Here is an 18,380-nt window from a genome sequence, read left to right on the forward strand (position 1 = left end):
CATCCATGAGACCGCGCCCGCGGTCACCGGGGAGGAGAGGCGATGACGTCGATATCGGGGCAGAACCCCGGGGAGGCCGGACGGCGGACCGCCGACCGGTCCGGAACGCGGCGCACCGCCGTGATCGGCAGCGGCGTGGCCGGACTGACCGCCGCACACGTCCTGGGCCGCGCGCACCAGGTCACCCTGTACGAGGCCGACGCCCGGCTCGGCGGTCACGCCCACACGCACGAGACGACTTCGTCGGACGGTGCGCGGCACCGCGTCGACTCGGGCTTCATCGTGCACAACCGCGCCACCTACCCGAACCTGCTGCGGCTGTTCGCCGAACTCGGCGTCGCCACCCAGGAGTCGGAGATGAGCATGTCGGTGCGGTGCGAGGGATGCGGCCTGGAGTACGCGGGCGCCAAGGGCCCCGGCGGCTTGTTCGCCCGTCCCCGCAACGCTCTGCGCGGCCCCTATCTCCGGCTGCTCACCGAGGTACCGGCCTTCCACCGTGCGGCGAGCCGCACGCTCGACGAGGACCCCGGCTGCTCACTGACGCTGGGCGGGTTCCTGGACCGCGAGGGCTTCTCGCCGTACTTCCGTACGCACTTCATGACCCCGCTCGTCTCGGCGGTCTGGTCCTGCGACTCCGCCACCGCCCAGGCCTACCCGGCGGTGTATCTGTTCCGGTTCCTCCGGCACCACGGGATGCTCTCGGTGAGCGGATCACCGACGTGGCGCACCGTCACGGGCGGCTCCCGCAGCTATGTCGACCGGGTGGCCGACGGGGTGCACGAGGTACGGCTCGGCAGCCCGGTCCGGTCCGTGCGGCGGCACCCGGACGGGGCCGACGTCACCACGGAGGACGGCGTCACCGCCTCGTACGACTCCGTGGTGGTCGCCACCCATCCGGACCAGGCACTGAGGCTGCTGGCCGACGCCACGCCGCTCGAGAAGACGGTTCTCGGCGCGTTCCGGTACTCCCGCAACACCACGCTGCTGCACACCGACACCCGCCTGCTGCCCCGCGCCCGCCGGGCCCGCGCCTCCTGGAACTATCTGATGCCGTCCTGCGCGGCGGGCGCCGACCGGGTCCGGGTCAGCTACGACATGAACCGGCTGCAGCACCTGACCGCGCCCGAGACCTACGTCGTCACCCTCGGCGGTGAGGACCGGGTCGCACCGGACCGGGTGCTGGCCCGCATGGTGTACGAACACCCCGTCTACACACCGGAGTCGGTCGCCGCGCAGCAGCGGCTGCACGAACTGGACTCCGCCGTCACGGCGTTCGCGGGCGCTTATCACGGCTGGGGGTTCCACGAGGACGGCTGCCGCTCGGGGGTGGCGGCCGCCGCGGCGCTGGGAGTGCGCTGGTGACGGCCGCGCCCGCCCTGTACGACGTCGCGGTCGTCCACGTACGCACCGCGCCGCTGCGCCACACCCTGCGCCACCGCACCTACATGTGGCTCATCGACGCCGACCGGCCCCCTGAACTGCCCTTCCTGCTGCGGCCGTGGGCGCGGTTCGACCCCCGTGACCACTTCACGGGTCTGGCGCCGTCCGTCCGTGCCGGGCTCGACGCCTTCCTGGCGGAGCACGGGGTGGATCTGGCGGGCGGCCGGGTGCTGATGCTCGCTCATGCGCGGGTACTCGGGTACGTGTTCAACCCGCTCACCCTCTACTGGTGCCACGGCCCCGACGGCGCGCTGCGCTGCGTCGTCGCCGAGGTCCACAACACGTACGGCGAACGGCACAGCTATCTGCTGCACCCCGACGGCGCGGGGCGGGCGACGACCGGCAAGGAGTTCTACGTCTCGCCGTTCTTCCCCGTCGACGGCCGTTACCGCATGCGCCTGCCCGCTCCCGGCGACCGGGTCGACCTCACCGTGCAGCTGGAGCGGGAGGGCGGCCGGCCCTTCACCGCAACCGTTCGCGGTACGCGGCACGAAGCACGGGCGCGGACCCTGCTGCGGCTGGCCGTGCGCCGGCCGTGGTCCACGCTCGCCGTGGCCGCCGCCATCCGGTGGCACGGCGTGCGCCTGTATCTGCGCGGGCTTCCGGTCCAGCCCCGGCCCGCTTCACGACGATGCCCGGAGAACCACCGATGAGAACAGACGAATCCCCCTCGACCACGGCGTTCCGCGGCACGGCGCGGCCCTCTTCCGTCGATCCGGTCCGCTGGCCGGACGTCGCGGCGACACCCCGGGCCTCACGGGCCCGCACCGCGCTCGCCGCCGCCGTCGTCCGGCACGCCCTGGAGCGGCTGCCGCTGCGGGTCCGGTTCGCCGACGGCACCGAGCTCGGCCGGGGCGGCCCGCTCCTGGAGGTCCACCGGCCGCGGGACTTCCACGCCAGGATCGGCCGCGACGGTCTGATCGGGTTCGGCGAGTCCTACATGGCGCGGGAGTGGGACGCCCCCGACCTGGTGGCGGTGCTGACCGTGCTGGCGGCGCACGCGGCCGATCTGGTGCCCGCGCCGCTGCAGCGGCTGCGCGGCCTGTGGGCGCTGCGCCGGCCCGCCGCGCAGCGCAACAGCCCGGACGGCTCCCGCGAGAACATCAGCCACCACTACGACCTGTCCAACGACCTGTTCGCGCTGTTCCTCGACGAGACGCTCAGCTATTCGTCGGCCGCCTTCCGTGCGCTGCCCGCCGAGTGGAACCTGCTCGCCGACGCTCAGCGGCGCAAGATCGACCGGCTGCTCGACCTCGCCGAGGTGGGCGAGGGCACGCGGGTGCTCGAGATCGGGACCGGCTGGGGCGAGCTCGCGCTGCGCGCCGCAGCCCGCGGCGCGCACGTCACCTCCCTCACTCTCTCCCACGAGCAGCGGGACCTGGCGCGCGAGCGGATCGCGGCGGCGGGTCTCGCCGACCGGGTCACCGTCGAGCTGTGCGACTACCGGGAGGCCCGCGGCACGTACGACGCCGTCGTGAGCGTCGAGATGATCGAGGCCGTCGGCGCCGAGTTCTGGCCCGTGTACTTCCGTACGCTCGACGCCCGCCTCGCCCCGGGCGGCCGGGTCGCGCTCCAGGCCATCACGATGCCGCACGACCGGATGCTGGCCAGCAGCTCCACGTACACCTGGATCCAGAAGTACATCTTCCCCGGCGGTCTGCTGCCGTCCGTGGAGGCGGTGGCGGAGGTCGTGCGCGACCACACCGCGCTCACCGTCGCCCGCCGGGACGGCTACGGCGCCCACTACGCCGAGACGCTGCGTCTGTGGCGCGAGCGGTTCACCGCACGCGCGGACGAGGTCGACGCGCTCGGCTTCGACGAGACGTTCCGCCGCATGTGGACGTTCTATCTCGCCTACTCCGAGGCCGGGTTCCGCTCCGGATACCTCGACGTCCAGCAATACCTGTTCACCAAGGAGGCCTCCGTCCGATGAAGACCGCACGTCCCGTCCGCACCGGCGCCGCCCACCGGCTGGCAGCTCTCGCCGCGACCGCGCTCGGCGGGCCGCTCCCGGTCCGGCTGCGCACCTGGGACGGCTCCGAGTCGGGGCCCGTCGACGCCCCCGTGGTCGTCGTGCGCTCCCGCCGGGCGCTGCGCCGACTGCTGTGGCAGCCGGGCGAGCTGGGGCTCGCACAGGCCTATGTGACCGGTGAGATCAACGTGGAGGGCGACCTGGCCACCGGTCTGCGCACCATGTGGGCGGCGGCCAGGGAACGCCGGCTGCACCCGCCCCGCCTCACGATCGCCGACCGGGCCAACGCCGTCGGCACGGCGGCCCGGCTGGGCGCGGCCGGCCCGCCGCCCGCGCCGCCCGCGTCCCAGGCGCGGCTGCGCGGCGTCCTGCACAGCAGGTCCCGCGACCGGGCCGCCATCAGCCACCACTACGACCTGTCCAACGCGTTCTACCGGCTGCTCCTCGACGAGACCATGGCCTACTCGTGCGGCTACTGGGCGTCCGACGCACCGGAGTTCGGCCCGGCGGACGCGCAGCGCGCCAAGCTGGAACTGATCTGCCGCAAGCTGGGCCTGGTGGAGGGCGCGCGGCTGCTCGACATCGGCTGCGGCTGGGGTTCGCTCACGCTGTACGCGGCCGAACGGCACGGGGCGCGGGTGACGGCGGTGACGCTCGCCGCCGAGCAGGCCGCGTACGTCCGGGAGCAGGTGCGCGAACGAGGCCTGGAGGACCGGGTCGACGTGGTGTGCCAGGACTACCGCGACATCACGGGCGGCGGCTACGACGCGGTCGCCACCGTCGAGATGGGCGAGCACGTCGGCGACGCCGAGTACCCCGCGTTCGCCGCGTCCCTGCACCGGCTGGTCCGGCCCGCGGGGCGGGTCCTGGTGCAGCAGATGTCGCGCGGGACCGTGGCGCCCGGCGGCGGTGCCTTCATCGAGGCGTACATCGCCCCCGACATGCACATGCGGCCGCTGGGCGAGACCGTGGCGCTGCTGGAGTCGGCCGGCCTGGAGGTGCGGTCGACGGAGTCGCTGCGCGAGCACTACGTGCGGACGGTCGACGCCTGGCACCGCACCCTGGAGGAGCGCTGGAGCGAGGTCGTACGGCTGGTCGGCGAGGAGACGGCCCGGGTGTGGCGGCTGTATCTGGTCGGCGGTGGCCTGGCGTTCGACGAGCGGCGCATGGGCGTCGACCAGATCCTCTCGGTCCGGCCGACCGCCGACGGCCACGTCGCGATGCCCGCGACGCAGCGGGACTGGTACACGGGGCTGGCGGAGCTGTGAACGGCTTTCCCTGGGCGGACTTCGCGGCGGGCCTCGGCTGGTCGGCCGCCGCCGCGCTCGCCGTGCTGCTCGCCACCTTCGCCGTGGCGCTGCGCAAGGGGCTGCACCGGATCGTCGACGTCGCGTGGGGGCTCGGGTTCACGGCGGTGGCCCTGGTGAGCTACGCGGCGTCGGCGGGCAGTGGCGATCCGGGCCGCCGGGTGCTCGTGACCGTGCTGACCGCGGTGTGGGGCGTCCGGCTCGCCGTCCACATCGCCCGGCGCGGCCGCGGGCACGGCGAGGACCCGCGCTACGAACGGATGCTGGCGAAGGCGCCGGGCAGCCGGAACCTCTACGCCCTGCGCATGGTCTACCTGTTGCAGGGAGCGCTCGTCTGGCTGGTGTCGCTGCCGGTCCAGGCGGCGGGGTACGTGCCCGGGCCGATGAGCGGGTTCGCCTGGGCGGGTGGCGCTTTGTGGGCCGTCGGGATGGTCTTCGAGGCGGTGGGTGACGCCCAGCTCGCCCGGTTCAAGGCGGACCCGGCGGCGAAGGGCCGGATCATGGACCGGGGCCTGTGGCGCTACACCCGGCATCCCAACTACTTCGGTGACTTCTGTGTGTGGTGGGGCCTGTTCCTGCTGACCTGCGACTCGCTCCCGGCGGCGGCCGTCAGTGTGGTCTCCCCGGTGGTGATGACCCTGCTGCTGACGAAGGGCAGCGGCAAGCGCCTGTTGGAACAGCACATGGCCGGGCGGCCGGGCTATACCGAGTACGTGGCGCGGACCAGTGGCTTCTTCCCCTGGCCGCCGCGCCGCTGACCGCGGTAGGCCCACTCGGAAGGAACGGCGCACGGTGCCTGAGAACGACACGGACGTGGCGGCCCACTGGCTCTTCGGGGACCAGTTGGGGCCGCACTTCCTCACGGCGGGACCCGACGGGCCGCACCGGGACACTCCGGTGCTGATGGTGGAGTCCCGTGGGGTGTTCCGGCGCCGCAGGTTCCATCGTGCCAAGGCACATCTGGTCCTCTCGGCGATGCGGCACCGGGCGGCCGAACTCGGCGACCGTGTCATCTACGTGCGGGCCGACAGCTATGTGCAAGGGGTGCGCGAGGCCGTCGGCGACGCCCCGCTGACGGTCCATCACCCGACGTCCCGCGCGGCCCTGAAGCTGGTCCGCGCCCGCTCCTCGACGCGGGTGCTGCCGGCCCGCGGGTTCCTCGTCGGCCACGACGACTTCCGGGAGTGGGCGGCGCGGAGCGGTTCGGGACAGCTGCGCCAGGAGACCTTCTACCGGTGGGTGCGCGGCAACCACGACCTGCTGATGGACGGCGCCGAGCCGGTCGGCGGGCGCTGGAACCTCGACCACGACAACCGCGAACCGGCGCCGCGCGGTGCGGCGGACCTCGGGGTGCCCGCCCCCTACCGGCCGCGTGAGGACGACATCGACGCGGAGGTCCGCGCGGATCTCGACCGCTGGCAGCGCGAGGGCACGGTGGAGTTCCTCGGCGACGACGGTCCGCGCCGCTTCCCCGCCACCCGCCGCGAGGCGCTGGCCGCGCTGCGGCGATTCCTGGAGTTCCGGCTGCCGACGTTCGGCACGTACGAGGACGCCGTCCTCGCCGCGGACCCCGTCATGAGCCACAGCCTGCTGTCCTCGTCGCTCAATCTCGGCCTGCTGGACCCCGCGGAGTGCGTCGAGGGCGCCGAGGCCGAGTACCGCGCCGGGCGGGCGCCGCTCAACAGCGTCGAGGGCTTCGTGCGGCAGATCGCCGGGTGGCGGGAGTACGTGTGGCAGCTCTACTGGCACTTCGGCCCGGAGCACCGGACGGCGAACGCCCTGCGGGCGCACGGCGAGGTGCCGTCCTGGTGGGAGGAGCTGGACTCCGGCGCGGTGCAGGCCAACTGTCTGTCGCACGTGCTGGACGACGTGCGCTCGACGGGCTGGACGCACCACATTCCCCGGCTCATGATCCTGGGGAGCTATGCCCTGCAGCGCGGCTGGGACCCGGCCGAGGTGACGGACTGGTTCCACCGCGCGTTCGTCGACGGCTACGACTGGGTGATGGTGCCGAACGTGATGGGCATGTCCCAGTTCGCGGACGGCGGGCGGATGACGACGAAGCCGTACACGTCGGGCGGCGCCTACCTGAACCGGATGACCGACTACTGCGGCGACTGCCGCTTCAAGCCGACGGTGCGGGTGGGCGACGACGCGTGCCCGTTCACGGCCGGGTACTGGGCGTTCCTGCACCGGCACCGGACCCGCTTCGAGCACAATCCGCGGATGGCTCAGGCGGTCCGTGGACTGGGCCGCCTGAGCGATCTGGACGCCCTGCTCGCACAGGAGCGGGACCGTACCGACTGACGCGTGCCCTCAGGCGGGCAGCCGCATCAGCGCCACCGGGTCGGAGGTCGGCCGGTCGGATCCGCCCGCCGGTTCGACGGTGATCCCCATGCCGGACGCCCCGTCCACGGATCCGTTCAGCAGGACGGTCTGGTCGCGGCGCCCCGCGTCCATGAGTCCGGCCGCCCGCATGGTGCCGCCGTCGTCGTACCACAGCTGGTAGACCTTGCCCCGGGGCGGCTCGGCCATCCCGCTGACGACGAGGACGGCCTTGTCCTGCGCGGCGGAGACGACGACGGTGCCGCTGGCGCCGCCCGCCAGTCGGGCCGTGCCGGTCCTGGCGTCCGGCGCCGCGAGCACGGCGGCGATCCGGTCGCTGCTCCGCTCCGCCTGCCGGGCCTGTTGCACCGCGTCGTCGGCGCGCTGGTGCTGCCAGACCGCGACACCGCCGAGGGAGGCCGCCGCGGCCAGGCACGCCGCCAGCGCCCACTGCGAAAGCACGCGCCGCCGCGCGGCTCCCGTGCGGATGGTCTGGGCGGCGCCCGGCTCGCCGGGCGGCTCCTGGCGCACCGTGGTGATCCGGCGCAGCACCTGCTCGCGCAGTTCGGGGCGCGGTTCGTCGGTCGCGGCCAGGCCCAGCCGGGCGGCGGTCGCGGTCAGTTCGGCGGTCTCCTGGGCGCAGGCCTCGCAGTCCGCGAGATGCCGTTCGAACGCCTCGCGCTCCTCGTCGGTCAGTGCGTGCACCGCGTAGGCACCCGTCAGTGTGTGCAGGTCGGCGGTCATGCGGTCACCCCCAGGCAGTCGCGCAGCCGGATGAGCCCGTCCCGCAGCCGGGTCTTGACCGTGCCCAGCGGCACGGCGAGCGCCTCGGCGACCTGACGGTAGGTCAGTCCACGGTAGTACGCGAGGGTGACGGCCTGCCGCTGGATCTCGGTCAGGGTGCGCAGGCAGCGCCGCACCTGCTCCCGCTCCAGGCGGGCTTCGACCTGTTCGCTGACCTGGTCGTACTCGGGTGTGTGGTCCAGGAGCGCGGCTCGGCGGTCGCGGGCGGCGGCCGCGTCCACGGACCGTACGCGGTCGATGGCCCGCCGATGGGCCAGGGTGAGGATCCAGTTCATGGCGGTGCCCCGGTCGGAGCGGTAGCGGGGCGCCGTGCGCCAGACCTCGACCAGGATCTCCTGGGCGACCTCCTCGGACTGCGCCCGGTCGCGCAGCACGGCGCGTACGGTGCCGAAGACCGGTCCCGCCACCACGTCGTACACGGACGTGAAGGCTTTCTCATCGCCCAGGGCGACCCGCCCCACCAGTTCCTCGAGGTCCGGCTCGTCGGCCGGACGGCCTCCGATGTGCACGGCTTCTTTCACTGGGTCCTCCGTGGTCTTTGCATGTCCACGGTTAATTCGGAGCCCGCTCCTCAGCGGATTGGTCCGTGGACCGATCCGATCCCGGACCGGCTACGGATCGATGATGAGGGGTCGACGGCGAAGGGGCGCGGCACGGCGCCCGGCACGAAGGGAGCGAACACGGATGACGGTGGACGGGCGCGGGTCGGGTGCGGTGCGCACGGGGGCGCTGGTGCCGGGGAGGGTTCCTTCCCGGGTACGGGCCGCGGTGCTGTTCCTGCACGGCGGGCGGGCCGACAGCCTGGCCACGTCGCGGCCCTGGCACGCGGCGGCCCTGCGGATGCGGCCGTTCGAGGGGGCCGTGGCCGCCGCGCTGCCGGACGACGACGTGCTGCTGGCGCGGGTGCGCTACCGCGTGCGCGGCTGGAACGGCGGGGCGGCCGATCCGCTGCACGACGCCGAGGAAGCCCTCGCGGACCTCGCGCGGTCGGTGGGTGAGGTGCCGGTGGTTCTGGTGGGCCATTCGATGGGCGGTCGGGCGGCGCTGCGGGTCGCGGGCACGCCCTCGGTGAGCGGGGTCCTGGCGCTGGCTCCGTGGTGCCCGGACGGTGAACCGGTGGCTCAGTTGCGGGGCCGGGATCTCGTGGTGCTGCACGGGGACCGGGACCGGGTGACGGATCCCGTGGCTTCGCGGTCCTTCGTGGAGCGGGCGGGGGCGGCCGGCGCGCGGGCCGAGTTCCGGAATGTGCCGGGCGGCGATCACGCGATGCTGCGCCGGGCGGGGTTCTGGCACCGTACGGCGGGTTCCGTCGTGGCGGGGCTGGTGCCGCGCTGACGGTGTGCCGGCCCGTCGCGCCGCGGGAGAGGGCGCGTCAGCGGGGGTCGGCCGCGAGCAGGGCGACCGCCTCGCGCAGCCCGGCGGGTTGGGACGCCCGCTCGACGGTGGCGCCCCGCCAGCCGGGTCCGGCCAGGTGCAGCCGGGGCTGCTGCCGGGCGCCCTGAGGTCCCCAGGCCGACTGGAGAAGGTGCTGGGCCAGCGGGGTGTTCGCCAGGGAGCGGGCCTGCGACCAGAGCATGACCGCGGCGGGGCCGGTGCGGCGCACCGTCGAGACGAGCGCGTCGGCGGGCACGGCCGCGCCCAGCATCCGGGCGGGCCGGCCGGCCTGGAGCAGCGCCGCGTGCACGGCCTCCAGCGGCAGGGTGTGCTGCTCGCCGGGCACACACGCCAGCAGGACGCAGTTGTCGTCACGGCTCGCTTCGGGAAGGCCCAGCAGGAACGGCGTGTTGCGCAGCGCCGTCGACACGTGCCACGACAGCAGGTGCTCGACCTCGACGTACCGGTCGCCGGACGTCTCCCATTTGCGGCCGACCGCGTGCAGGGTCGGCATCATCAGTTCCTCCCAGGCGGCGATCACCCCGTATCTCCGCACGAAGGCGTTCAGCCGTTCCTGGACGGCGGCGGAGTCGAGGCGCAGGGCGGCCCGGATGAGCCCGCGGCACTCGGACCTGACGGTGCCGGGCGGCACCGGCGGGGAGTCGGTCGGGGTCACGCCGGTCGAGTCGGCCGGAGCGTCGGTGCGTCCCGTGTCCGTGGGGTGCGCGGACGCGGCGACGGCGTCCGCGGCGTGGGCCTTGACGACACGCGCGGCCTCGGCGGGCGGCACGCCGGAGGCGGTCAGCCGGCACATCTCCTCGATCATGGCCACGTCCCGGGGTGACCAGCGGCGGTGCCGGCCCTCGTCACGGCGGGCCGGACCGAGGTCGTAGCGCCGGTCCCACGAGCGCAGGGTCGTGGGCGAGATGCCGAGCCGCCGCGCCAGCGAGCCCGATGTGATCCCGGCGCCGTCGGCGGTCGAGGGGCGCCGGGACGATCGCGCCGGAGCATCGCTGGTGTCCATGGATCAACTATATCGATGCGTAACCGCTGCATGCCTGGTGGAGCCTCGAAGACGGCGTCCGATCGCCCCGCCTCCTCGCCACGAGTGCCGCTCGGCACGCTGAACACGATCAGCATCCGGCAAAGCGATGCGTATTCGTTGCGAGTCGAAACGGGCCCGGGCTCCTGGTCAAGGTGAGCCCACTCAGTCGGCCACAGAAGGGCACGGGTCCATGCGCGCTCAAACGATTTCCCGGACGACGGCGGCGCGCGGAGACCTCTGGGCCCCCGTCGAGGAGTCCCTCGCCGACGAGGAGCTCGCGGCCGGTCTGCGCGACGGTCAGGACGCCTGCCTGGAGGCCGCCTACCGCCGCTGGGGCACGCTGGTCCACACCCTGGCCTACCGTTCGCTGGGCGACGCGCGGGAGGCCGAGGACGTCACCCAGCAGGTCTTCCTGGCCGTCTGGCGCGGCCGGGACGGCTACGACCCGGCACGCGGCGCCCTGGCCGGCTGGATCGTCGGCATCACCCGGCGCAAGATCGCCGACGCGCTGCGGGCACGCACCCGGCGCTCCGATCTGGCGTCCGCCGCGGCGGCGGTGCTGACCCTCGCGCCCACGACCGTCGACGACGCCCCGCAGCGCACCCTGGACCGGGTGGTGGTGAGCCACGAGCTGGCGCAGTTGCCCGCGACCCAGCGCCGCGTGCTGGAACTGGCTTTCTTCGCCGATCTCACCCACACCCAGATCGCGCAGGTGACGGGGTGGCCGCTCGGCACGGTGAAGAGCCACTCGAAGCGGGGTCTGCACCGGCTGCGGCTGCGGCTCGTCGGCACCGACACCGACTGAGCCGCCTGAGCCACTCCCTCGCCCGGCCCGTCCTCGGCCGGGCCGCCGATCCTCGCGCCCGGCCGCTTACCCCGCCTCTCCCCCGGCTTCCTCGTCCGCCTCGGCGGTGAGGCGTTCCGCCGCCTTGGTGATGTTGTACGTCATGCCCCCGAAGACGATCGCGTGGAAGGGGGCCACGCTCCACCAGTAGGCGTGTCCGCCCAGCCCGTGCGGGTGGAACAGCGCGCGCTGGAGCAGCACCGTCCGCCCTGCGCGGTCATGGGCGACGCGGAGCTCCAGCCACGCCAGGCCCGGCAGCAGCATCTCGGCGCGCAGCCGCAGGCTCGTGCCGCGCTGGATCTCCTCCACCCGCCAGAAGTCCACGACGTCGCCGAGGCGCAGCCGGGTGGCGTCCCTGCGTCCCCGGCGCAGGCCCACGCCGCCCACCAGCCGGTCGATCCAGCCGCGCACGGACCAGCCGAGGCCGAACGAGTACCAGCCGTGCTCGCCGCCGATGCCCTCGATCACCGCCCACAGCGCCTCGGGGGTCGCTTCGGTGCGGCGGGCCCGACGGTCGGTGTAGAGGCTGCCGCCGGCCCAGTCCGGGTCGGTGGGCAGCGGGTCGCTCGGCACCCCGGGCACGGCCGCGGCGGACCAGTGCGTGCTGACCTGGGCCTGTTTCACCTGGCGCAGCGCGAGCCGCAGCGCGTCGTCGAAGGGGATGGGGGTGCCGGGCGGATCGGGCACGTACTGCGCGATGTCGTGCTCCGCGCAGACGACCTCGTGCCGCAGCGACTCGGCGAGCGGGCGCGCGATGCCCCGCGGGACCGGGGTGATCAGCCCGATCCAGTGGCTCGACAGGCCGGGGGTGAGCATCGGCACGGAGAGGATCATGCGATGGGGCAGCTCGGCCACGCGCGCGTAACGCTGCATCATGTCGCGGTAGTTCATGACCTCGGGTCCGCCGATGTCGAACACGCGGGACACGGTGTCGGGCAGGTCGGCGCAGCCGACGAGATAGCGCAGCACGTCGGCGACCGCGATCGGCTGGATGCGGGTGCGCACCCAGCGGGGGGTGACCATGACCGGCAGGCGTTCGGTGAGGTAGCGCAGCATCTCGAACGACGCGGAGCCCGAGCCGATGATGACGGCGGCGCGCAGCACGGCGACGGGCACTCCGGCGCGCAGCAGGATGCGGCCGACCTCGCTGCGGGAGCGCAGGTGGGGCGAGAGTTCGGGCTCGGGGACGTCGCTGGGCGTCAGGCCGCCCAGGTAGACGATCCGGCCGACTCCCTGCTGTGCGGCGGCGTCGGCGAAGATGTGCGCGGCCCGCCGGTCGGTCTCCTCGAAGTCGTCGCCGCTGCCCATGCCGTGCACCAGGTAGTAGGCGATCTCGATGCCCTCCAGGGCGGCGGTCACGGACGGCGGGTCCAGGACGTCACCGCGGACGATCTCGACCTGGGCGGCCCACTCGAAGTCGCGCAGCTTCTCCGGCGTCCGCGCCAGGCACCGGACGCGGAAGCCCTTCGCCAGCAGTTCCGGGACGAGCCGGCCGCCCACATAGCCGCTCGCGCCGGTCACGAGGCAGAGCCGCCCGCCGCCCGCCGGGGACTCCTCGGGCACTGACCGTTCATCGGGGGAAGAACTCATGATCGGACACGTACCCCGCACAGCGGCGGGTGTGCGCCGCTATCCGGGTACGCCGCGCCGGCCGGCTACGCCGCATGATGAGGGACCGGTGGCCCGCCGACGGGCGCCGGGGCTCCGGAGAGCGAGGTGCGGCGACATGTCCGGCCAGGTGGTTCCCGCCTCGGTGTGGGAGGAGCATTTCGCGAGCGGTGGCGGGTTCCGGCGGGCGGACCCGTACGAGATGGCGCTGCTGCGGGCGCAGGTGCGGCCGCGTGCCGGGCAGCGGGCGCTCGACGTCGGCTGCGGGCTCGGCGGGTACGCGGCCGGGCTCGCCGCGCTGGGGTACACGACCACGGCGATCGACTGGGCGGCTTCGTCGGTGGCGGCGGTCCGTGATCGCTACGAGGGGCTCGGCCTTCCGCTCGACGTGCGGCGGGTCGACTTCGAGGACGCGCGGTCCGTGCGGCAACTCCCCGAACGGTCGTACGACTTGGTGACGATGCGGCTCGTCTACGCGTTTCTGCGGCGCAAGGCGGCCGTCGCCGAACGGGTTCGCCGGCTGCTCGCGCCCGGGGGTGCCTGGGTGGTCACCACGCCGCTCGCCTCACGGCTGCCGCCGGAGCGCAGGATCGGCATCACGGAGCGTGATCTCGGCGTGCTGATCGGCGGCTGGGGAGACGGCCGCTGGTACGACCTGGAGCCCGCCGGACTGCGGGTTCTCGTCCTGCGCGGACCATGACGGCCCACTTCCGCGACAGACCCTGTGACCTGCGGTGACTGCATGTGCCACGGCCATTGTCAGTGGCTGGGTGCAGACTGACGAGTACCTGGAGACAACGGAGTTTCGGAGGTGGTCGGCATGACCGACGTGCTGCTCGCTGTGGGTACACGCAAAGGGCTTTTCCTGGCTCGGTCGAGCGGGACGGCGGGAGCGTCCCGCGCGTCCTGGACGTTCGACGAAAGCCCCTGCTTCAACGCGCAGGCGGTGTACTCCGTCGCCATCGACACCAGGGGCCCGACACCGAGGCTCCTCGCGGGCGGTGACAGTGCGCACTGGGGGCCGTCCGTGTTCCATTCCGACGACCTCGGCAGGACCTGGACCGAGCCGTCCGCGCCTGCCGTCAAGTTCCCGCAGGACACCGGGACTTCACTGGAGCGGGTGTGGCAGCTGCACCCGGCGGCGGCCGAGCCGGACGTGGTGTACGCGGGCACCGAGCCGGCCGCGCTGTACCGCTCCGAGGACCGGGGCACGACGTTCGAGCTGTGCCGGCCGCTGTGGGAGCACCCGACGCGGGGACGGTGGGTGCCGGGCGGAGGCGGCGAGGGACTGCACACCGTGCTGACCGACGCCCGCGATCCGCGGGCGCTGACGGTGGCGGTGTCCACGGCCGGGGTGTTCCGCTCGGCGGACGGCGGTGCGAGCTGGGAGCCGGCGAACTCGGGGGTGTCCGCGGTGTTCCTGCCGGACCCGAACCCGGAGTTCGGGCAGTGCGTGCACAAGGTGGCGCGGGACGCTGCCGACCCGGACCGGCTGTACCTGCAGAACCACTGGGGTGTGTACCGCAGCGACGACGCGGGCGGCCACTGGACCGACATCGGGGACGGTCTGCCGTCGACGTTCGGGTTCGCCATGGCCGCCCACCCGCACCGCGCCGACACCGCCTACACCTTCCCGATCACCGCGGACGCGGACCGGGTCCCCGCCGACCGCCGCTGCCGCGTCTTCCGTACCCAGGACGCGGGCAAGAGCTGGGAGCCGCTGACCCGGGGCCTGCCGACGGGCGACCACTACGGCGTGGTGCTGCGGGACGCACTGTGCACGGACGACGCCGACCCGGCGGGCGTCTACTTCGGCAACCGCAACGGGGAGGTGTACGCCTCCGCCGACGACGGCGACAGCTGGCGGCAGTTGGCCTCCCATCTGCCGGATGTGCTGTGCGTGCGGGCGGCGGTGGTGGGCTGAGGAGAGGCGTGCGCCCCGCCCGGACCGGCGCCACCGGTCCGCGACGCCTCAGGCTCCGGCCGGGCGGCGGGGACGGTTCACGGCAGGCGCCAGTCCACCGGTTCCATGCCGTGGCGCTGCAGCAGTTCGTTGGCCCGGCTGAAGGGGCGCGAGCCGAAGAAGCCGCGGTCCGCCGACATCGGGGAGGGGTGTGCGGACTCGATCGCCGGGAGGTCGCCGAGCAGCGGACGGAGGTTGCGGGCGTCGCGGCCCCACAGGATCGACACCATCGGCTTGTCGCGTGCCACCAGGGCGCGGATCGCCTGCTCGGTGACCTCCTCCCAGCCCTTGCCGCGGTGGGCGGCGGGCTTGCCGGGGGCCGTGGTGAGCGCACGGTTCAGCAGCAGGACGCCCTGTCGCGTCCACGGCGTCAGGTCGCCGTTCGACGGGCGCGGAAGGCCCAGGTCGGAGTGCATCTCGCGGAAGATGTTCTCCAGGCTGCCGGGCAGCCTGCGCACCTCGGGCGCCACGGCGAAGCTCAGCCCGATGGCCATCCCCGGTGTGGGATAGGGGTCCTGACCGACGATCAGGACCCGGACGTCGTCCAGGGGTTGCTGGAAGGCGCGCAGGACGTTCGCGCCCGACGGAAGGTACGTCCGGCCCGCCGCGATCTCGGCGCGGAGGAAGTCCCCCATCGCCGTGATGCGCCCGGCCACGGGCTCGAGGGCCTGCGCCCAGCCGGTCTCGACAAGTTCGTGCAACGGTCGTGGTGCCACAGTGCGTCACCCTACTGGTCCACACCGACACCCGCGGCGCACGGGGTCCACGGGTGCGCGACCCCCGCACCGCGGCGAACGGCCTCGGCGCTACTCTTCCTCGTGTCCGAGGTCACCGAGCCGGTCCCGCATCCCGTGCGGCCGGCCCTCACGAAGGCGGGGAGCCCGTTGCGTCCGGCGATCGAGCCACTCCGCCCCGTCGGCCGGAGGCTGCCGTGAGCGGCGCCCTGGTGCTCGGCATCGACTCGGGAGGTTCGGGGCTGCGGGTCGCGCTCGCCCGCGCCGACCGGCCGGCCGAAGCCGTCACGGCCGTGTCCCGTACGCCGGTCCGCACCTCCGCGGCCGGCATCGACGCGGCCGACATGATGGATCAACTCCTGCCCCTGGTGCGGTCGTTGCTCCACGACAGCGGCTCCGCGGTGGACGCGGTGGACGCGGTGGCCGTGGGCGCCGCCGGGATGGCGACGCTCGGCGACGACCTGCGGGCCGTGCTGCCCGACGCGATGAAGCGCGAACTGGGCGCCGGCCGGATCGCGTTGGCCGGTGACGCCGTGACCGCTTACGCGGGAGCGCTCGGGCAGCGGCCCGGAGCGGTCGTCGCCGCCGGGACCGGGATGATCGCCCTCGGCAGCGATCTCACCGGCTGGCGGCGGGCCGACGGCTGGGGGCACCTGCTCGGCGACTGCGGCGGCGGTGCCTGGATCGGCCGGGCCGGGCTGGAGGCGGCGCTGCGGGCGTTCGACGGCAGGCGCGGGGGCAGCGACGCGCTGCTCGCGCGCGCCGAGGAGCGGTTCGGGCCCGCCGGTGAGCTGCCCGGCCGGATCTATCCGCGTACGGACCGGGCGGCGGCGCTGGCCTCCTTCGCGCCCGACGTGGCCCGGTGCGCGACGGACGGCGACCCGGTCGCCTGCGAGGTGCTGCGCCGGGCCGCCCGGCACATCGCCGAGGCGGCGGCCGCCGTGTGCCCGGACGAGGGCGGGGACGTCGCGCTCACCGGAGGCCTGTTCAAGATGGGCGAGCCGCTGCTCGCCCCGCTGCGCGCCGAGATCGCGGAGCAACTGCCCGGGGCCACCATGGCGTCCGCCGCGGGCGATCCGCTGCACGGTTCCCTGGTGATCGCCGCGGCCCTCGCCACGGACGCGCTGCGGCTGCCCCGCGACGGCCGACTGCTGGCGGTGGTGTAGCGGGCCGCCGGGGTGCCGGTGACACCCGGGGTTGACGGGAAACCCTGTGGACCAGGGCACTTGAACCGTCCGTAACCGCCCATCCGTAACTGAACGGACAATCAAGGACGGATACCGCTCAGCTGGGCCCTGACCGAACATCGGGGCCTGTCGAGCCAGTAGCATGCGGCGCCATGAGCTCCCCCCAAGGGCCTGCTTCCGGCCTGCCTGTACGAATGCCGCGACCCCGACAGCCCGGACGGCACCGCCGCCCGGAACCCGTGGCCGCCCCCGAGGGCGCACCGTCCCTCGTTCTCGCGGTGCCGGGCACGCCCAGCGCCGCGACGCGCATGCTCGCCGACGAGGTCGTGAGCATCGCCCGCTCCGAGCTGCCCGGCCTGGACGCGCGGGTCGCCTTCGTGGAGGGGGAAGCCACCGACTTCCCGGTCTCCGCCGAGTTCCCCTCCCTCGCGTCCGTGCTCGCGCACGCCGCGAAGGAGCGCAGCAGCCGTTACGAGCAGGCGCTCGCCGCCGGGGTCGAGGGCGTCAAGGAGCCCGAGGGCCCCGTCGCCGTCGTCGTGCCGCTGCTCGCCGGTCCGGACAACGCGCAGGTCCGGCAGATCCGCCAGGGCATCGCCGACAGCCGGGTCGCCGCCGAGCTGACCGATGTGCTCGGCCCGCACCCGCTGCTCGCCGAGGGGCTGCACGTTCGGCTGTCGGAGGCGGGGCTCGCCCGTGCCGACCGTGCCCGGCTGTTCACCGTGGCCACAGCCGCCGACGGGATCATTCTCGCGACGGTCGGCGGCGAGGAGGCCGTGCAGGCCGCCGGGATCACCGGCATGCTGCTCGCCGCGCGGCTCGCCGTGCCGGTGATGGCCGCCGCGCTCGACGCCGAGGGGTCGGTCACCGCGATCGCCGAGCAGCTGCGCGGGTCCGGGTCGCAGCAGCTGGCGCTGTCGCCGTACCTGATCGGGCCCGAGCTGGATCCGTCGGTGCTGGAAGCTGCCGCCAAGGATGCCGGGTGTGCCGCCGCGGAGCCGTTGGGGGCGTATCCGGCGATGGGCAAGCTGGCGCTGGCCAAGTACACCGCAGCGCTGGGGATCACGCCTCAGCCGGTCGCCTCCGGCGGCTGACCGGGGCTTTTGAGCGGGGCTCGGGCTTTGCCCGGGCCCCGCTTCTCTTTCTGCCCGCCCCGCGGGCTCGGTCGTCGCGGCTGCCGGCACGGCTTCAAGCGGCGTCTGCTCCCGGGGTCGTCACGCCGAACCACTGTTCGGCGCCGAACTCCTCGAACCGTTCCACTTCCGTGAACCCCAGCGCGGCGGCGAGACGCAGGGAGCTCTTGTTGGCGGTCTGGGTGCAGAGCACCACCGGTTCACCGGGAAGCGCGTCAGCGACCCAGACAAGTGCCGCGCGGCAGGCCTCGAAAGCGTAACCGTGGCCCCACGCCGTCGGCAGGAACATGTAACCGAGCTCGACCTCTCCGGCCCCCGGGCGGACATGCCCCGGGCGCTCCGCATCGCGTCGGTCGAAGTGGATCGAGCCGATCATCGCTCCGTCGAGATCGACGACGAAGACGCCGGGTCGATGCCCGGGTATGTCGGGGATCGCGCGTTCGAGCTCGTCGCGCGGTTGTGGCCCGCCCAGGTAGGAACGCACCTCCGCCGATGCGAAGAGATCGACGAACACACCGCGGTCGCGTCTCGCGGACTCGCGGAGCGTGAGACGTGCGGTGCTGATCGGGGCGGGCGGCCAGACGGCGACGGCGAGTTCGGTCATGCCCTGGAACCTAGCGCTCGCACCCCAGAACGGATCCCGAAGA

18 protein-coding genes are annotated in these 18,380 nt (G+C 73.8%); 12 read left to right on the forward strand and 6 right to left on the reverse strand.

Annotation, left to right across the window (positions count from 1 at the left end):
* Positions 1-42: 42 nt before the first annotated feature.
* From ABT127_RS11720 to ABT127_RS11745, 6 genes are read left to right on the forward strand one after another with little or no spacing between them, the layout of a single operon-like run.
* On the forward strand, positions 43-1,362 hold the full coding sequence (locus ABT127_RS11720) for an NAD(P)/FAD-dependent oxidoreductase (protein WP_351447408.1): 1,320 nt from the start codon (positions 43-45) through the stop codon (positions 1,360-1,362).
* Positions 1,359-2,093, forward strand: a complete 735-nt coding sequence (locus tag ABT127_RS11725) for a DUF1365 domain-containing protein (RefSeq protein WP_351447411.1) — start codon at positions 1,359-1,361, stop codon at positions 2,091-2,093. The genes ABT127_RS11720 and ABT127_RS11725 overlap by 4 nt, the downstream gene beginning before the upstream one ends.
* Complete coding sequence (locus ABT127_RS11730) at positions 2,090-3,373, forward strand: class I SAM-dependent methyltransferase (protein WP_351447413.1); 1,284 nt, start codon at positions 2,090-2,092, stop codon at positions 3,371-3,373. Before ABT127_RS11725 ends, ABT127_RS11730 begins: the two co-directional genes overlap by 4 nt.
* On the forward strand, positions 3,370-4,680 hold the full coding sequence (locus ABT127_RS11735) for a class I SAM-dependent methyltransferase (RefSeq protein ID WP_351447415.1): 1,311 nt from the start codon (positions 3,370-3,372) through the stop codon (positions 4,678-4,680). The genes ABT127_RS11730 and ABT127_RS11735 overlap by 4 nt, the downstream gene beginning before the upstream one ends.
* A complete protein-coding gene (locus ABT127_RS11740) occupies positions 4,677-5,477 on the forward strand; it encodes a DUF1295 domain-containing protein (RefSeq protein WP_351447418.1) in 801 nt (266 codons plus the stop codon). Before ABT127_RS11735 ends, ABT127_RS11740 begins: the two co-directional genes overlap by 4 nt.
* A gap of 34 nt (positions 5,478-5,511) precedes the next feature.
* The gene (locus ABT127_RS11745; RefSeq protein ID WP_351447420.1) at positions 5,512-7,026 is read left to right on the forward strand and encodes a cryptochrome/photolyase family protein; all 1,515 of its coding nucleotides are present in this window, start codon (positions 5,512-5,514) and stop codon (positions 7,024-7,026) included.
* A 9-nt stretch (positions 7,027-7,035) separates the two neighbouring features.
* Here the strand turns inward: ABT127_RS11745 and ABT127_RS11750 are convergent, their stop codons facing one another.
* Both ABT127_RS11750 and ABT127_RS11755 read right to left on the reverse strand, forming a co-directional pair.
* A complete protein-coding gene (locus tag ABT127_RS11750) occupies positions 7,036-7,788 on the reverse strand; it encodes an anti-sigma factor (protein WP_351447423.1) in 753 nt (250 codons plus the stop codon).
* Positions 7,785-8,369 (reverse strand): sigma-70 family RNA polymerase sigma factor, encoded by a 585-nt coding sequence (locus ABT127_RS11755; protein WP_351447426.1) that lies wholly within the window; start codon positions 8,367-8,369, stop codon positions 7,785-7,787. The genes ABT127_RS11750 and ABT127_RS11755 overlap by 4 nt, the downstream gene beginning before the upstream one ends.
* Before the next feature lie 163 nt (positions 8,370-8,532).
* Here ABT127_RS11755 and ABT127_RS11760 point away from each other — a divergent pair, with 163 nt between their 5' ends.
* Entirely contained in the window at positions 8,533-9,183 is a 651-nt protein-coding gene (locus ABT127_RS11760; protein ID WP_351447429.1) for an alpha/beta hydrolase, read from the forward strand.
* Between the two features lie 37 nt (positions 9,184-9,220).
* Here the strand turns inward: ABT127_RS11760 and ABT127_RS11765 are convergent, their stop codons facing one another.
* On the reverse strand, positions 9,221-10,246 hold the full coding sequence (locus ABT127_RS11765) for a MerR family transcriptional regulator (RefSeq protein ID WP_351447432.1): 1,026 nt from the start codon (positions 10,244-10,246) through the stop codon (positions 9,221-9,223).
* Between the two features lie 211 nt (positions 10,247-10,457).
* On the opposite strand from ABT127_RS11765, the gene ABT127_RS11770 reads away from it, so the two are divergent.
* A complete protein-coding gene (locus ABT127_RS11770; protein WP_351447435.1) occupies positions 10,458-11,072 on the forward strand; it encodes a sigma-70 family RNA polymerase sigma factor in 615 nt (204 codons plus the stop codon).
* Between the two features lie 66 nt (positions 11,073-11,138).
* Here the strand turns inward: ABT127_RS11770 and ABT127_RS11775 are convergent, their stop codons facing one another.
* Complete coding sequence (locus ABT127_RS11775) at positions 11,139-12,701, reverse strand: SDR family oxidoreductase (RefSeq protein WP_351447438.1); 1,563 nt, start codon at positions 12,699-12,701, stop codon at positions 11,139-11,141.
* Between the two features lie 136 nt (positions 12,702-12,837).
* On the opposite strand from ABT127_RS11775, the gene ABT127_RS11780 reads away from it, so the two are divergent.
* A complete protein-coding gene (locus tag ABT127_RS11780) occupies positions 12,838-13,419 on the forward strand; it encodes a class I SAM-dependent methyltransferase (RefSeq protein WP_351447441.1) in 582 nt (193 codons plus the stop codon).
* 120 nt (positions 13,420-13,539) lie between these two features.
* Positions 13,540-14,643 carry a WD40/YVTN/BNR-like repeat-containing protein gene (locus ABT127_RS11785; protein WP_351447444.1) on the forward strand — a complete coding sequence of 368 codons (1,104 nt, stop codon included), beginning with the start codon at positions 13,540-13,542 and terminating at the stop codon, positions 14,641-14,643.
* 77 nt (positions 14,644-14,720) lie between these two features.
* Here the strand turns inward: ABT127_RS11785 and ABT127_RS11790 are convergent, their stop codons facing one another.
* A complete protein-coding gene (locus ABT127_RS11790) occupies positions 14,721-15,398 on the reverse strand; it encodes a uracil-DNA glycosylase (protein ID WP_351447447.1) in 678 nt (225 codons plus the stop codon).
* 215 nt (positions 15,399-15,613) lie between these two features.
* Between ABT127_RS11790 and ABT127_RS11795 the strand changes: the two genes are divergently transcribed.
* Positions 15,614-16,582, forward strand: a complete 969-nt coding sequence (locus ABT127_RS11795) for an N-acetylglucosamine kinase (RefSeq protein ID WP_351447449.1) — start codon at positions 15,614-15,616, stop codon at positions 16,580-16,582.
* A 173-nt stretch (positions 16,583-16,755) separates the two neighbouring features.
* Entirely contained in the window at positions 16,756-17,694 is a 939-nt protein-coding gene (locus ABT127_RS11800) for a sirohydrochlorin chelatase (RefSeq protein ID WP_351447452.1), read from the forward strand.
* A 94-nt stretch (positions 17,695-17,788) separates the two neighbouring features.
* On the opposite strand, the gene ABT127_RS11805 is transcribed toward ABT127_RS11800, so the two are convergent.
* Positions 17,789-18,337, reverse strand: a complete 549-nt coding sequence (locus ABT127_RS11805) for a GNAT family N-acetyltransferase (RefSeq protein ID WP_351447455.1) — start codon at positions 18,335-18,337, stop codon at positions 17,789-17,791.
* Positions 18,338-18,380: the final 43 nt, after the last annotated feature.

This window comes from Streptomyces sp. NPDC001904 (assembly GCF_040297005.1).
GTDB lineage: Bacteria > Actinomycetota > Actinomycetes > Streptomycetales > Streptomycetaceae > Streptomyces.